This is a genomic window from Candidatus Nitrospira salsa, from assembly GCF_965152625.1.
Genome location: NZ_CBCUCO010000001.1, coordinates 143958 through 160199, shown reverse-complemented (window position 1 = coordinate 160199; position 16242 = coordinate 143958). Strand labels below are relative to the sequence as shown.

General features: G+C 46.7%; 12 protein-coding genes and 1 tRNA gene. All 13 read left to right on the top strand.

Features of this window, described 5'->3' with window-relative positions; genetic code table 11:
- Positions 1-90 precede the first annotated feature (90 nt).
- Positions 91-1395 carry a nucleotide sugar dehydrogenase gene (locus ACWQXP_RS00685; protein WP_454060907.1) on the top strand — a complete coding sequence of 435 codons (1305 nt, stop codon included), beginning with the start codon at positions 91-93 and terminating at the stop codon, positions 1393-1395.
- Positions 1396-1989: 594 nt separating this feature from the next.
- The gene (gene shc / locus ACWQXP_RS00680; RefSeq protein WP_454060906.1) at positions 1990-4170 is read left to right on the top strand and encodes a squalene--hopene cyclase; all 2181 of its coding nucleotides are present in this window, start codon (positions 1990-1992) and stop codon (positions 4168-4170) included.
- 15 nt (positions 4171-4185) lie between these two features.
- Positions 4186-5007, top strand: coding sequence for a 5'-methylthioadenosine/S-adenosylhomocysteine nucleosidase family protein (locus ACWQXP_RS00675; protein WP_454060905.1), 822 nt, complete (start codon positions 4186-4188; stop codon positions 5005-5007).
- A 285-nt stretch (positions 5008-5292) separates the two neighbouring features.
- Positions 5293-5919, top strand: a complete 627-nt coding sequence (locus ACWQXP_RS00670; RefSeq protein ID WP_454060904.1) for an MlaC/ttg2D family ABC transporter substrate-binding protein — start codon at positions 5293-5295, stop codon at positions 5917-5919.
- A gap of 14 nt (positions 5920-5933) precedes the next feature.
- The gene (locus ACWQXP_RS00665) at positions 5934-7142 is read left to right on the top strand and encodes a BamA/TamA family outer membrane protein (RefSeq protein WP_454060903.1); all 1209 of its coding nucleotides are present in this window, start codon (positions 5934-5936) and stop codon (positions 7140-7142) included.
- A gap of 53 nt (positions 7143-7195) precedes the next feature.
- Positions 7196-7987 (top strand): tetratricopeptide repeat protein, encoded by a 792-nt coding sequence (locus tag ACWQXP_RS00660; RefSeq protein ID WP_454060902.1) that lies wholly within the window; start codon positions 7196-7198, stop codon positions 7985-7987.
- A 156-nt stretch (positions 7988-8143) separates the two neighbouring features.
- Positions 8144-10039 (top strand): 1-deoxy-D-xylulose-5-phosphate synthase, encoded by a 1896-nt coding sequence (dxs, locus tag ACWQXP_RS00655; protein ID WP_454060901.1) that lies wholly within the window; start codon positions 8144-8146, stop codon positions 10037-10039.
- Positions 10040-10050: 11 nt separating this feature from the next.
- On the top strand, positions 10051-11265 hold the full coding sequence (ispG, locus tag ACWQXP_RS00650) for a flavodoxin-dependent (E)-4-hydroxy-3-methylbut-2-enyl-diphosphate synthase (protein ID WP_454060900.1): 1215 nt from the start codon (positions 10051-10053) through the stop codon (positions 11263-11265).
- Positions 11266-11332: 67 nt separating this feature from the next.
- Positions 11333-11408: transfer RNA gene (locus tag ACWQXP_RS00645), tRNA-Cys, on the top strand.
- Between the two features lie 89 nt (positions 11409-11497).
- A complete protein-coding gene (gene hpnH, locus ACWQXP_RS00640; RefSeq protein WP_454061124.1) occupies positions 11498-12514 on the top strand; it encodes an adenosyl-hopene transferase HpnH in 1017 nt (338 codons plus the stop codon).
- A 43-nt stretch (positions 12515-12557) separates the two neighbouring features.
- Positions 12558-12908: a hypothetical protein gene (locus ACWQXP_RS00635; protein WP_454060899.1), complete on the top strand. Its 351-nt coding sequence runs from the start codon at positions 12558-12560 to the stop codon at positions 12906-12908.
- A 941-nt stretch (positions 12909-13849) separates the two neighbouring features.
- On the top strand, positions 13850-14407 hold the full coding sequence (locus ACWQXP_RS00630; RefSeq protein ID WP_454060898.1) for a c-type cytochrome: 558 nt from the start codon (positions 13850-13852) through the stop codon (positions 14405-14407).
- A gap of 106 nt (positions 14408-14513) precedes the next feature.
- Positions 14514-16226, top strand: coding sequence for a cytochrome ubiquinol oxidase subunit I (locus ACWQXP_RS00625; protein WP_454060897.1), 1713 nt, complete (start codon positions 14514-14516; stop codon positions 16224-16226).
- Positions 16227-16242 lie beyond the last annotated feature (16 nt).

Sequence of the window (16242 nt, the reverse complement as noted above, 5' to 3'; positions counted from 1 at the left end):
ATTTACAGTTAAAGTTTCCGATATGCCTTCCCGATGGTAAAGGTGAATGTCTGTGATAGTCATGTGAGGGTGCTCAAGGAGGAGTGATTGATGAAGATATTGGACAAAATTAAAGATCGTTCTGCCATAGTTGGTGTCGTTGGTCTCGGTTATGTTGGGCTTCCCCTTGCTGTCCTTCAGGCTAAAACGGGTTTTTCTGTTATTGGGATCGATTCAGTCGCTGAAAAAGTCGATTTAGTCAATCAAGGAAATAATTATATTGGTGATGTGGATGATGCGGAGCTTCGTGAGGTCGTGGAAAGTAAGAAGTTTGTTGCGAGCACAGACTTCTCGAAGTTAAAGGATTGTGATGTTGTTCTTATTTGTGTCCCGACACCATTGACGAAAAACAAAGAACCGGATATCACGGCAATTTTAAAGGTTACTGAACAACTCGCACAGTATGCGCATCCTGGAATTTTAGTGGTGTTGGAAAGCACCACGTATCCGGGAACCACCGAAGAAGTCATTCTTCCTCGATTAGAAGAAACGGGGCTGACGGTTGGTAAGGACTTGTTTGTGGCATTTTCTCCTGAGCGGGTAGACCCAGGAAATGAAGACTTCAAAACGCATAATACATTTAAGTTAGTCGGTGGAGTCACGAAGGCATGTCAGGAGGTCACTAAGACATTTTACGAGCAGTCAATCGTCAAAATATTTCCGTTAAGTTCTCCGCGAGTGGCTGAGATGGCTAAGGTATTTGAAAACGTTTTTCGTTCGGTAAATATTGCACTCGTCAATGAATTAACTCAGCTATGTGAACGGATGAATATCAATGTATATGAAGTCATTGATGCGGCAGCCACCAAAAACTTCGGGTTTATGCCTTTCTATCCAGGACCTGGGGTTGGTGGCCATTGTATTCCGCTTGATCCCTATTACTTAGCTTGGAAGTCCAAAGAATATGATATTCATACTCGCTTTATCGAATTGGCAGGCGAAATTAATGAAGGCATGCCCTACTATGTCGTGAGCAAGCTCCAGCGGATATTGAACCAACAAGGACAATGTCTCAATGGAGCGCAGGTGTTGGTATTGGGTGTGACGTATAAGGCAGATATTAGTGACGAGCGAGAATCGCCAGCAACCAAAGTCATGGAATTATTACAAAAAGAAAATACGAATATCGCCTATACAGATCCGTTTGCCCCAAGTATTTGCGTTGGAGGTCAGCAGTATAAATCTCAAGAACTGACTCCAGAGCTTGTGGCTGGTAGTGCGTGCGCACTCATTTTAACAGCCCATTCAGCTTTTGATTATGACATGATTGTGAAGCAGGCGCCTGTCGTGTTTGATACTCGTAATGGAACGAGGCATGTCCAACATGATCGAGAACGTATCGTCCTCCTCTCGTAAAGGGAGGGATGGCCATGGGCACTGGTATTGATGTCGAGGTCTTCCTTTTGCCGTTCTTTCTGTTCCCTCTCTAGAACAAATCACATTAATTCCCAGTTATGCCTAGGCCACGAACGCTCAGTGCACCACTGGCCTTGTAGTTTCAATCTTGACTGAGAATCGCCAGGAGCACTCAGTAAGGTAGTCTTGGCTACGATCGTTGTCTACCTGACAGAAAGCTGAATAGGCATTGAACGTTGAACCCGGTTCTCCTCCTAAGTTGTTGATTCGAGGTAGCCAAGACAGCGTAATACTGCGCCTTAAACATTGAAAGGTTAAACCCGCTTGGATTTACCACCTATGATTGACGTTTTCTATCACGTATTGGCTATCAACATTTTACAACTTGGCGCTTTATCGTTTCGGTATAACTGAAACGGATATAGCCGAACTTCAAGGTTATCCTACCCCTAGCATTTCGTTGACAGGGTCTACGTGGTTTGCTATAAGCAATAGCCCTCTGTCAGTATGAAGGGTTTTGTGGGCATATCCCTTTGAATGCTCGTGCATTCTCTTCATCGGTACTTTCAATTACCAAACCTTCGCAAATAACTTATGAGGATTCTTAAGCAACTGTTGGTGCGTCTTTCTGACAGTTTGTTGTCGAATGTTCATCCTGCCTTAAAGCCACGTACGGCGAAACGTCCGACACCTGATTTAAAGCTCGTTTCTCATAATCCAAACCCGGTGACCTCGGCGCCGTTGTCCTCAAGCCGTGCGTCTTCTGCAACGCTCGGTCATGCGGAGTCCATTGAAGAGGCATTACTACGAGGGGAGTCGTGGTTTTTGTCTCATCAAAATCGCGAGGTTGGCTATTGGGTCGCTGAACTTGAGGCCGATACGACACTGACTTCTGAATATCTGATGTTGAGAAGGTTTATGGATCGTGTTGACCCTGATCGGGAACGGAAGGCAATGCATTACCTTATTGATATGCAATTAGATGAAGGAGGATGGCCAATTTATTTAGGCGGTCCGACAGATCTCAGCGCATCGGTCAAGGCCTACTTTGCCTTAAAGCTCTGTGGCGTCTCGCCAGACGAACCGTTTATGAAGAAGGCCCGTGAGCTGATATTAAACAATGGAGGCGTGATTGAGTCCAATGTCTTTACCAAGATTACGCTCGCATTATTTGGGCAGTATCCCTGGAGAGGGGTGCCCAGTATGCCAGCGGAAATTATGTTGGCGCCGCAATGGTTGTATTTTAATCTCTATGCGGTTTCTTATTGGTCGCGTGTTGTGATTATTCCTCTTCTCATTATTTTTGCAAAACGGCCCCTCTGTCATATTTCAAGTGAACAAGGAATTGAAGAATTGTTTGTTCAGCCTTCGAACGAAGTTGACTATTCACAAGTCTCGCCTTTTAAGAAAGATGGTGTCCGGTTGAGTTGGCGGAACTTCTTTGTCTGGATTGATGCGGTTCTGAAATTGTATGAGATCTATCCAGTTCAGTCCTTGCGAAAGCGTGCCGTCCAAAAAGCGGAAACCTGGATGTTGGAACATATGCAGGGAGAAGGCGGGCTGGGGGCTATATATCCAGCCATGGCCAATTCGATCGTGGCATTACAAGCCTTAGGGTATTCAGCCGATCATCCTCAGGTGGTTAAGGCGCTAAAAGAGATAGAAGACCTTGAGGTGTATGGACCCTCCCGTGATGGGGGCAGTCCAAAGGGGGCACTTCATCTTCAACCATGCGTGTCTCCAGTTTGGGATACCGCATTGACCTTGGATATGCTTGTTGAGCGAGGCTTGAAACTTGATCATCCGTCGTTATTGCGTGCCGCCTCCTGGCTGCGGTCGCGACAAACGGACCGAGTCGGTGATTGGATCGTCTCTTCACCCAATGCTCGTCCTGGCGGATGGTATTTTCAGGGTGAAAATGATTGGTACCCTGATGTGGATGATACGGCGGCTGTGGTCATTGCTTTAGCAAAACTTGAAACAGAATTGCCCGCTGATCGAGATGATGCCATTCGATCAGGCTGCGAGTGGGCCTTAGCCATGCAAGGGGCCGATGGTGGATGGGGGGCGTATGATAAAGATAATAACCGTCTCATCTTCAATAAAATTCCATTCGCGGATCATGAGGCACTCCTTGACCCCAGTACGGCTGATCTGACCGGACGGTGTCTTGAAATGCTGGGAACATTAGGATATGACCGAACACACCCCGCTGTTGAGCCGGCTATAGAATTTTTGCAACGCGAGCAAGAACCGAATGGCAGTTGGTATGGTCGTTGGGGGGTGAATTATGTCTATGGAACATGGTGTGTGCTCTCAGGGCTTCGCGCGATTGATGTTGATATGACTGCGCCGTGGGTTCAAAAAGCTGTCATTTGGCTCGAAACTGCCCAAAATCAAGATGGAGGATGGGGAGAGTCGTGTGAGTCCTATGCTGATCCTGCTCAGTCTGGTCAAGGCGAAAGCACCGCATCTCAAACCGCATGGGCATTAATGGCGTTGCTAGCGGCTGGTGTTTCAGATTCCATTAGTGTTATACGGGGAGTCAATTTCTTGTTGCGTCATCAACGACAAGATGGTGTATGGGATGAACCATTTCATACAGGAACTGGATTCCCTCGCGTGTTTTACCTACGCTATCACGGTTATTTTAAGTACTTCCCGTTGTGGGCCTTGGCGATGTATCGAAATGTCAAAATGAATGGCCAGTCACGTGCTGATGAATTACGCATTGCCACACAGGCCGCCCGGCGACAACATCAAAAAATCCTTTAAGCGATTATCCAAAACGTGAGGCCATTTGTCTCGTCTGAGGTTTCCCAAGTCAAACTGGCTATTTTCACCGCGACTCGTTGGGAGTATCAGGCTGTTCAGGAGGCCTTGACGGTCGATCAAACGACGACGAAGGCTGGTGTTCGATGCACGATTGGGCATCGAGGGCAGGCAAAGGTTTCCGTGTTTCAATCAGGCATTGGTCCTCAAAAAGCAAAGGCTACCGCTCAATCGGTGCTCGGCCTTGAACCTTGGGACTTCGTGGTGTCTTCAGGGTTCGCTGGGGCGCTGGTTCCTTGTTCCATTGGGACTATTGTAGTTGGAGATGAAGTGGTGATGGATGAAGCCATCATCAACGCTGATACCGTTGAGCAATCTCCAATTGTGTGTGATGACATCATTCGAACTCAAGCCTGGCAAGTCGCCAGTTCTATTGATCCTGGTAGCCAGTCTGGTTACGTTGTGAGTCTCCCACGTATTATAGGAACGGGGGCGGAAAAAAAGGCTCTTGCCGCTCGGACGCACGCGGTGGCATTGGATATGGAAAGCGCGTCTTTGGGATCTGTTGCGCATACCCAACAGATTCCTTTTATTGTTGTCAGGACGATATCGGACTTATTTGACGAAGATCTTCCCATAGATTTCAATTTATTTCTTCACCCAGGTGACTGGATGAAAGGGGTGAGTATGATCGTGCGGAATCCTTCATCGTTGATTCAAATCCTTCATCTACGAAAACAAATGTTGGAGGCTTCTCGGAGTCTCACTCTGTTTTTTCAAATTTTTTTAGATGAAATTGAGCAAGCCCATAACCCACAGAAAGTTGCTTCTACGTGTTAACGCGTTGTGGAGAATCGTTTTATTGCATCAATGCTCACTCGTGGTACCATAATAGTGAAAATTCAGAACTATTTCGCATAAGCGATTCATGCTTTAGGGGAAATGACTCGAATGCCCTGATTCAAAGTTGAGAGGGGGGTATCAGTGTCTCATGGGTGCCACAATTGAACAGATGAGTATGTCGTAACGTTTTAAAGATTCTAAAGACTGAAACAGATAAGTCTTGGTATGTAAAGAATGCAGATGGATGAACCGCCAATGAAAGAGAGTTCAATGGAGTGTCTTATGAAATCAATCTGGGCGTTACGTATGGTCGTCGTCGGTCTCTTTTTGGGATGTGTCGTTGGACTGTCCTCAGTTGGCTATGCCGCTGCTACTGGATCAGCCACCGAAGCCATCAAAGGGACCATTGATCGGGTCCTCAAGGTACTCCAACAGAAAGAATTGCAGAGTGATGATAAAAAAGCCGAGCGACTGACACGCTTAATTGAAGTGATTGGGCAACGTTTTGATTATGAAGAAATGGGGAAACGGACAATTTCTCGGGAATGGGAGAGTCTCAACTCTCAACAGCAAAAAGAATTTGTCTCGCTCTTTCAACGATTTCTCACGACGTCATATGCGAGCAATGTTGATTCCTATTCCGGAGAAAAAGTCGAGTATCTGAAAGAACGAAAAAAAGGGAATTTTGCCGAAGTTCAGACGAAAGTCATCTCACCGAAGTCTCGAGTGCCCATCGATTATCGGTTACTCAAAAAAAATCAAGAGTGGCGAGTCTATGATGTGATTATAGACGGGGTGAGCTTGATGAAAAACTACCGTGGTCAATTTTCCCGTATTCTCAAAACCTCATCGTTTGATGGTCTATTGGCAAAACTTCGGACGAAAGCCGATCAGGCGTCTCACCCCTGATTAGATTTTGTTCCATGCCTCATTTGCGTAGGTGTCTGTGTGTCTGCCTTTTTTCGCTGACCGTTTTTCTCGGCGTATGCCCAGCTTTTGCATCAGATAACCGGTCCATATTTGCTGTTCCAGCCATATCTACCTCGAAAAACGATGGCCAAGATTTTGGCCTTATTATTCCTGTACTTGAGTCTGATGACGAGGGGAATCTCGTCTCACTCATGGCTCCCATGGTGATTCATAATTCCTTTTTGGGAGTTCGCGGGACCATGAACTACTACCATTACTGGTCTGCTGGCCGGAAAGTGGAGTTTGTGGGATCCTATACGGAGCAAATTGAACGGAAGCTTAAGGTTCGCTATCAAGATCCTGGATTTATCCAGGGTCTCTTCTTTCTTGATGTTGGAGCTGAATTTTTTAAAAATGCGACGAAACGGTTTTTTGGAATTGGGCAGACAACACCGGAAAGCAACGAATCGAATTACACAAGCCGAGAAATTGGAGTGCAGTGGAACTTTGGCGTACACTTAAATGATGTGACGCGCTTGATGATTGGACAGCGGTACCGAGATGTGGAGGTGCAGCCAGGAGGAGTCGATACGGAGCCGTTCACTGGTGATGTATTTAGAGGGATCACGGGTCTAGAGCGAGCGACGATTCTTGCCAATCGTTTGGTGTTCCAGTATGACACTCGAGACAATCTCATCACTCCGACTGCTGGATCACGTCTTGAAGCGTATGCCGAGGCCGTACAAAATTTTCAACGTCAGAGTACTGATGATTTTGTGTACTTTCGGTATGGGATTGACTGGCGGGCCCTCTTCCCCAGCTCATCAAAACGAATGGTCTTTGCCGTTCGCGGCAACGTTCAATTGAGTTTTGGTAACGGAATTCCATTTTATGAAAGGAGTTCCCTTGGTGGGCAAAGTAACTTGCGAGGATTTGGTGAAGATCGGTTTGTTGACCGGCATTTGGTTGCCTTGAATATCGAAGAACGCATTCATGTTCTTGGGCTTCGAATTTTTCATGTGAACGTCGAGTTTGAGGTCGCGCCGTTTGTTGATATGGGGAGGACCTATCATCACTTTGAATACCGTCAATTTAATGAATATGAAGTAACTCCGGGTATTGGTTTTCGAGGGATTGTTCGCCCGAATGTTGTCGGTCGTGTTGATTGGGCATACAGCAAGGAGGGTGGAGCGGTCTTTGCCGGTTTGGATTACCCGTTTTGAGGGTACAGAATCGTAGAAAAGTTCGTGAGTGAGAGGTTGAAGGAGGAGAAAGAATGAGCAAGAAATGCTGCGCAGGCTCATTATTTGTTACAGGCGTCAGGGTTTCTCACGTAGCGTTATGGTTGGGCGTTATGCTCGTAAGCGGTTGGTGGGGACTCTACGGAAGTGAGGCGAGTACGCAAATGGGCGAACGTGAGCCCATTCGTACCCTTCAGCAGGATATCCAAGCATTAGAATCTCAGAATCGTTCCCATGCGGATCCAAGGATATTGACTAAACTTGCCGGATTGTATTTGGAGTTAGGCGATCTCAGTCGTGCCTCAAAGGAACAACGAATTTCTTTTTATGAACAGGGTGCCCATTTTGCCAAAGAAGCTCTCGCACGACAGGAAGCTCTTGCCGATGCACATTTTTATTATGCGGCGAACCTTGGCCGTGCCGCTGAATTAAGCGGGTTGATGGCTTCGGCGTTCGCGGTAAAGGAGTTAAAGGATCATGCGACCCGGGCGGTGGAGTTGCAGTCGGACCATGCTCCTGCATTGCATATGCTTGGGAGAATGTTAGAAGAATTACCATGGTTTTTAGGGGGGGATGAAGACGCGGCATTGCAAAATTTGCAAAAAGCCGTGTTGGCCGATGAACATGATGTTCATGCCCGTCTTGATCTCGCGAAGCTGTATGTCAAAAGAAAAAATGTTGTTGCCGCCATAAAAGAACTGCGGAAAATTGTTCAGCATAATCCTTCAGAACAGAATTGGAATTGGAAGTTGCGATATAAACCTGAAGCGGAAAAAATGTTGGAAGAGCTTGCGGAAAATAAACGTGTTTTGGTTGAGTCGCACTAACCAATATTCCTCTTGATGATTGCCGCGAGTTTCTTGACTTGCTTCACTGTCTATGGGAAAATTACAGGTATAATGAAAACTACGTATTTATGTTGATGTCCGTATGGTTTCCTGCCCTGGCGACGAATTCAATGTGAATAGTGAAAGGTTATAGCTATGTCGATACTACAAAGGATTGAGAGTCCGGCCGATCTGAAAAAACTATCTCCCGAGGAATTCCCTGAGTTATGCCAGGAAATCCGGAGCTTGATCATTTCTGTTGTGTCGAATGTCGGCGGGCACTTGGCATCCAATTTGGGTGTGGTTGAGCTGACCGTTGCCTTGCATTACTTGCTTGATACACCGCAAGACAAAATTGTGTGGGATACGAGCAACCAAGCCTATGCGCATAAACTTCTCACGGGTCGACGAGAGCAGTTTCATACATTACGGCAATTTGGCGGGATGAGTGGATTTTGTAAGCGAGAAGAAAGTGTGTATGACACGTTTAATGCCGGACATGCTGGAACGGGCGTGTCGGCGGCTGTTGGCTATTCCGAAGCTCACGAGCAAATGGGGCTTCCGCATCGGACTGTCTGTGTGGTGGGTGATGGCGCCTTAACGGCTGGCATGACGTTAGAAGGGTTACAGCATGCTGGTGATCTTAAAAAGAATTTAGTGGTGATCCTGAATGATAATCAGATGTCCATTTCTCGAAATGTGGGAGCGATTTCAGCATATCTCAACCGGACATTTACGGGAGAATTCTACACACGCTTGCGTGAAGAAACATCTCAGCTTCTCGAGACGATTCCTCAAATTGGCGAACCAGTGAAAAAGATGGCCATTCGAGCGGAAGAGTTGGCCAAAGGGTTTTTATTGCCAGGCCTGCTCTTTGAAGAATTAGGCTTTCGATATGTTGGTCCGATTGACGGGCACAACTTTGAGCATTTGTTGTCGACGCTGGACAATGTCCTTAAATTGAAAGGTCCGACTCTTCTTCATGTCATCACCAAAAAGGGCTTGGGGTTTGAGCCCGCTATGAAAAACCCTGTCTGGTTTCATGCCTGTTCGCCCTTTGATGCTAAAACTGGGGAGCCGGCGAAAAAAGCCACGAGACCTTCTTATAGTGCGATAGCCGTCAATACATTGGTGGACATGGCCAAAGAAGATGAGCGAATTGTCGCGATTACTGCTGCCATGTGTGAAGGCACGGGATTAGCCGCTTTTGAGAAAGCCTTTCCTGATCGAATTTATGATGTCGGAATTGCCGAGCAACATGCCGTGACATTTGCGGCGGGGTTAGCCGCTCAGGGCATGCGTCCTGTGATTTGCATGTATTCAACGTTTCTGCAACGAGCGTACGATCAAGTGGTGCATGATGTGGCAACGCAAAATTTGCCTGTGACCTTGTGTATAGATCGTGGAGGATTGGTTGCAGAAGACGGGACGACCCATCACGGGGCATTTGATTTTGCTTTCCTACGACATGTGCCCAATATGGTGGTGATGGCTCCGAAAGATGAGAACGAATTGCAGCATATGGTTAAAAGTTGTATTCATTATGATTGCCCGGTGTCTGTTCGATACCCACGCGGGGCAACCATTGGGGTGCCGATGGATGCGACTGCGGAGCCCTTACCCATGGGGCGAGGTGAACTCTTGAGAGATGGGGACGATGTGGCGCTGATTGCGGTAGGGGTGTTAGTGCATCATGCGCTGGAAGCTGCTGAACGGCTGGCCCAGGAGGGCATTTCTGCCGCTGTTGTGAATGCACGATTTGTCAAACCCCTTGATAACGAGTTAATCGGATCTATCACGAAAAAGGTTAAATGCGTGTTGACCATGGAAGAAGGATGTCAGATGGGTGGTTTTGGATCAGCTGTTCTCGAGTCCTTATCTGATCAAGGTCTCTGGCATGTTCCTGCCAAAGTATTAGCGTTGCCTGATATTTACATTGAACAGGGTCCTCAAGACTTGTTGCGGGAAAAGTATGGATTAACGGCGAATGGAATCTACGACCAAGCCAAAGACCTGCTCGCACGAGTTCCTCTCCACACTGTGATGAGCTAGTCGGGAATTTTGTGTATATCACTCGAAGGAAAACCAAGCAAATACAGGTTGGGAATGTCAAAATTGGCGGTGATGCGCCAGTTTCTGTTCAATCCATGACCATTCCCCATCCTAGCAATGTGAAGACCACGCTTGAGCAAATCCACCAGCTGGAGCAAGCTGGGTGTGAGTTGATACGGGTTGCCGTGCCTGATCAGGAGGCCGTCTCCGCTTTGTCAAAAATTAAACCCCATATGACCGTTCCTCTTATCGCCGATATACATTTTGATCATCGTCTTGCGCTGAAGGCGGCCGAGATTGTCGATTGTGTTCGGATTAATCCTGGCAATATTGGTCCGTGGTGGAAGACAGAAGAGGTCATCAAGGCTGTCAATGATAACGGCATTCCTCTTCGAATTGGTGTGAATGGTGGCTCACTTGAGAAGCCCATTCTTGAGAAGTATGGCTATCCCACGGCCGAAGCCCTGGCAGAATCTGCCTTAAATGCTGTTCATGCATTAGAAGATGTTGGTTTTACCAACATGAAAGTGTCGCTGAAGGCTTCAGATGTTCATATGGCGATTGATGCTTACTGGTTGTTTGCGCAGCAATCCAATTACCCCTTGCATATTGGCATCACCGAAGCGGGAACCGCGATGACTGGTGCCATCAAGTCGGCTATGGGGTTAGGATGGCTCCTGTCGCAAGGAATTGGCGACACCTTGCGTGTTTCGCTTGCAGCTGATCCGGTAGAAGAGGTGAAGGTCGGTTTTGAAATATTAAAATCTTTAGAGCTTCGACATCGAGGAGTGAATGTCATTGCCTGTCCTACCTGTGGTCGTGTTGAAATAGATGTTGTCCGTATGGCCAATGAACTGGAGAAACGACTTGGTCATGTCACAACCCCCCTGACTGTCTCGGTGCTTGGGTGTGTGGTGAATGGCATCGGAGAGGGGAAAGAAGCCGATATCGGGATTGCCGGAGGACAAGGGTCCGGTATTTTGTTTAAAAAAGGCAAGCTTGTCCGCAAGGTCCCGTCAGAAGAGTTGATCGAAGTATTGATTCAAGAAGTTGAGGTGATGGCTCAGGAAAAAGAAGCGGAGTTGGCTAGTCATGGTGAAACAGGTGCGTCCCCTTCCAATGCTCTTTCAGCTTTCCAGTCTTCTCCATCTCTTTCTATAGGTTCAGACGATCCAGCAAAAACGCTTGGGCGAAAAGAAATTCCTGTCTTACCTGCACGTTCTTAAAAAATTACACCTTGAAGTATTCCGTATTCTTGTCTTCGTTGACTACTAGTCTCTATAATACGCCACTGGCGCCGTACCCAAGTGGCTAAGGGAGCAGTCTGCAAAACTGCGATTCAGCGGTTCGAACCCGCTCGGCGCCTCCAATTTTTTCTGTAACCTTTCCAACTTAAAAAAGTCTTATATAATATGATCATGACCCAACGTATTCGTTATATCGTATAAGGAGAGCATGATGGCTGTACCAGTCTCTCAGATGTTTACCGTGGCCAAATATGTCATCACGCAAAAGGTGAAGAGAACAGAGCGATATCCGCTCGTGCTTATGCTGGAGCCTCTCTTTCGCTGCAATCTTGAGTGTGCCGGATGCGGGAAAATTCAATATCCGGACCATGTTCTTGATCGACGGTTAACACCAGAGCAATGTTGGGCCGCTGCTGATGACTGTGATGCTCCTATCATTAGTATTCCCGGTGGAGAACCATTAATTCACCCAGAAATGCCGCAAATTGTTCGAGGATTGGTCGAGCGGAAAAAATATGTGTACTTGTGTACGAATGCCATTCTTCTTGAGCGTAAGCTGTCGGATTATACTCCATCAAAGTATTTAACCTTTAGCATTCATATGGATGGCCTTAAGGATGAGCATGATCATGCAGTGTGTCGAGAAGGGGTGTACGATGTTGCGGTCAAGGCCATTCGTGCAGCGCTTCAACGTGGCTTTCGAGTGACCACGAATACGACATTATTTAACGATGCGAATCCTTCTCGTGTTCGTCAATTTTTCGACGAAATGATGGGGCTAGGTGTTGAAGGCATGATGATCTCACCAGGCTATAGCTACGATAAGGCTCCCGACCAAAATAGTTTTCTCAAGCGTGAACGAACGCATGCGCTTTTTTCGCAATTGCTCGGTGAGCGAAAGCGAGCTTGGCAGTTTAATCAGTCTCCCCTTTTTTTAGAGTTTTTGATGGGGAAGCGAGAGTATGAATGCACGCCCTGGGGCAATCCCACGTATAATATTTTCGGTTGGCAAAAACCTTGCTATTTGATTCAGGACGGCTATGCGTCATCGTTCCGGGAGTTAATGGAAGAGACCTCGTGGGAACGCTATGGAACGGGTCGAAATGAAAAATGCCAGGATTGCATGGTGCATTGTGGGTACGAGGCTTCAGCTGTGGAAGACACCTTTAGCTCCTGGTCTGGATTTTTGGGGACGGTCAGGGCCACGTTATTTCCAAGTATAACATAAGACGTTCCCAGCGCGTGGGGTTGTCTTTTCTTTGCAGCTAGTTATGGATAATCAGCAAACTTCAGCCTCCTCAGGTAAAAGCCTCGAAGGGCAAAAATTTCAATTGACTGATCCAGAAGAGCGGAGACGTGTGATTGATTTGGCCTTTGATTATCGGGGAGATGTGACAATTGAATTGCGATCAGGTGAATCGATTGAGGGCTATCTGTATGACAGAGATCTACAGTCCTCGCCTCCTACTGTGAAGATATTTCCTAAAGCGCAATCCAGTATGCAGAGTCTTCGATATGAAGAACTTGATGCCATTTCCTTTTCAGGGGAAGATACCGCATTTGGAAAATCGTGGGATGATTGGGTTCACAAGATGGAAAAAATAACCAAGAAGAAATTGTAGTTCGCTTCGCTAGGCCTTCCTCAGTCCCCCCCCCTTTTTTTTCACCTTGCAAGTCTTCTTTCCTTCGGTTTCAGTCACGATAAATATTGTCGAGTGTATGAATCCCTCTCTTTATCAATGTCTAAGCTCTCCAGCTTTTCGTCTTGACCAACATGAAGGCAAAATAGTATTCCATCAATTAATGATGAAATTGCATTTTGTTGAGGAAACATTGTCCTGTCATCATTGACGATTACCTCTCGTCTATGCTAGAAACCACGGACCTTTTTGGCTAGATGAGACTCAAGGGTAAAATCAGTTAGGTATGATCCTCCTAGTGTAGTGCAGTGGTGCTAAGCGACTGGCAGGAATGCCATTGGGTCTGTTGAAAAGGGAGTTCAAGTGCTAGGAGAAAAAGCATAGATGTTTACTGATGACTTAATTATTTTTCTTACTGAATACGTCTATTGTATATAAGCTATCAATACAGTTATCAGTGTAGGCCAATATTGCGATATTGCAAATGAAGTAAGTGGTGAATTTTGCAGTTTGTTCTGATTGATTGATGGATGTCCTAAGTTCCTGGTTTGATTTGATCTCATGATTTTTTTCTGGACGAAAGACATAGGGAACAAGAATCGCGTCTCCCACTTACGGCACAAAGATCCATGGCACAGGGAAGGCCGTTAATAAGTTTGAAAAGAGTGGACGTCTTGGTTTCTGAAAAGCTGTTCTGACACCGCTCACAAAAGACGCTGATGACTTGTATGTTCAGGTGTAATAAAAGGTACATTTGTCGAGTTGATGAGAGACTTGATTTGAGTAGCGCTTTTGTTTCTGGCTGTATAGCAGGGGGGGAAGCGCTTTTTTGCGATATAGGATATAGGTCGATGGGGACAGTATAGCTTTGGTGCGAATTCTTGAGTAATTTTGTACATCACAACGTTCAACTAGGGGGTTATATGAAGCAGAGTCATAGTTTGAGAAACGTATTTTTGGTCGGTCTCTCCGTTGCTGGATTAACCCTCACGGCATGCGGTGGAGCCGAGGGACCTCCGAAGCCTCCGCCGCCAGCTCCTCCCGAGTATGCGGATAAACATATGCCTCCAGATCACTGGGGAAATCCAGATATTATTGCCGAAGGGCAGGCGATCTATACCGGACAGCAAAATATCGACGTGAATTGTGCAAGTTGTCATGGTAAGAATGGAAAGCCAGTCAAGGCTGGGGCGCGGGACTTTAGGCAGACTGAACATATGAAACTGTATTCAGATTCGCAGTGGTTCTGGAGGGTTTCAGAAGGTGTAAAAGGGACGAAAATGAAAGCATGGAAGAGCAAGCTTTCAGAAGATGAAATATGGAAAGTTATTGCCTTTGAAGCGACGTTTGGTCTTGAAGGGCAAGAATATGATGTCGCAAAGAAGCAGTGGGTTCCCTTGGGTACGGCCGGGGCGGCAGGAGCTGCAACTGAAGAAGCTCCAGCAGCAGAAGCTCCAACGGAAGAAGCTCCAGCAGAATGAGCTGGAGAACATGCCGGGAGTAAGGGCTTAAGGGTTAGAATTGTACAAGTAAGGTTACGAGTTGTTCACGGCGGATATGAAAGCTAAAGAAGGAGGGCCACGACCCTTGAAGACATTAAGCCGAAGTTTACTGTTTTTGCCAGGCTTGTTGGTGCTTGGGGCAGCTGCCGCGTATGGGCAGGCTCCCGATGCACCAACTGTCGATTTCCCCTACGCTGGAAATCGTACAGCTGTGTGGGTAGTGGCTCAGTTGCACATCTTATTTGCCGCGTTCATTCTTGGTGCACCAATTTTTGCGGTCGTGTCGGAATGGTTGGGCTACAAGAATAACGATCCCAAGTATGATCGGTTGGCAAAAGAGGTCACAAAGGTGACCGTCATCCTCTATAGCATGACAGCATTAACTGGGGGCCTCTTTATATTTGTATTGTTGGGAACGTATCCTGACTTCACGACATGGTTGATTAAGCACTTTTTCTTGGTCTTCGCGGTCATTTATCCCCTTCTGTTTATTGCAGAAACCATCATTCTGTACACCTATTTTTATTCTTGGGATTCGATGAAGGGAAGTAAAAAGGCAAGGCACATTGCCTTGGGAGTACTTCTGAATCTGGTCGGAACGATTACGCTCTTTGTGATAGACGGGCCGACGGCCTTTATGAACACGCCGGCTAAAGCAGCAGAAGGCATGTCGCTGGTCGAGTTCATACAGACTGCCGGCTTATGGGATAAGGTAGCGAATTATAGCTGGATGCCACTAAACCTTCACCGGCTTGTCGGAAATGTCACATTTGGTGGGTTTATCGCAGGTCTTATTGCTGCATATATGTACATGCGTTCACGGACCGATGAAGAACGCGCATACTATGACTGGATGGGCTTCGTCGGTAACCTTATTGGAGTCGGTGCGCTCTTGCTTCTTCCTTTCATGGGTTATTTGTTGGCCTATGAGCTTTGTGACTATGATGCGTCAATCTGTCCGTACATGATGGCTGATCAGTTATCGATGTTCTTTGAAATGCAGGGCGCGATGATAGGTCTGATTTTCCTTGCCAGTAATTATTACATCTGGCTCAGCATGAAGCGGATACAAGGAGTTGAACAGGTACGGATTTCTGGGCTAGTCATGATTGCCGTCATTGTGATGCCTGCGGTGATGGGGGTGGCCTGGAAAATGTTTCCACCACCTGAATGGCAGTCTTTGATATTTTTAGCGGCTCTTGTGGTCTTGCCGGCAGTGCTCAGTAAATTGCCTGGCTTAAAGTTTACGGTATCAGCGTTTACTATGATCAAGGTTGGGTTTTTGATGATAGTTGTGGCTGATGCCATTTGGATGACACCGCATGGGTTTGTCGCAACACAAGGAGAAGCCACCCACGCCCTTGAATTGCCTGAATGGGCTCAGGAGCTCGCATTGATGCCAGCCAAGAATGCGGCAGCGTTTACCCTGGTATATCTGACGATTGTCAACTATATTCTCTATAATCGTGGGATTCGTGTGGGAAGTATTTCATGGGGAAAAATAGATTTTGCTTCTCAATTCGTTCTTATTTTTCTGGCGTTCAGCGCAATCTGGACAATGGGGTTAATGGGAACGGTTCGGTCTTTAACTCGCAAATATTACCACGTGTATAACTTGGTGCCTGATTTTACGGCTGAAGCGTTTACTCCCACTCTGGCTTATTCAGCTTGGTGGATCACCGGTTGTACGGTGGTATTCTTTACGGTCGTGAGTTTTGCCATCATGGTGACGCTACGGATTACAAAAGATAAGGCTCCAGAAGCACAAGGTGTCCCTCTTCCTGAAGGGGCGAAGTAATCGTAGGGAAATAAGG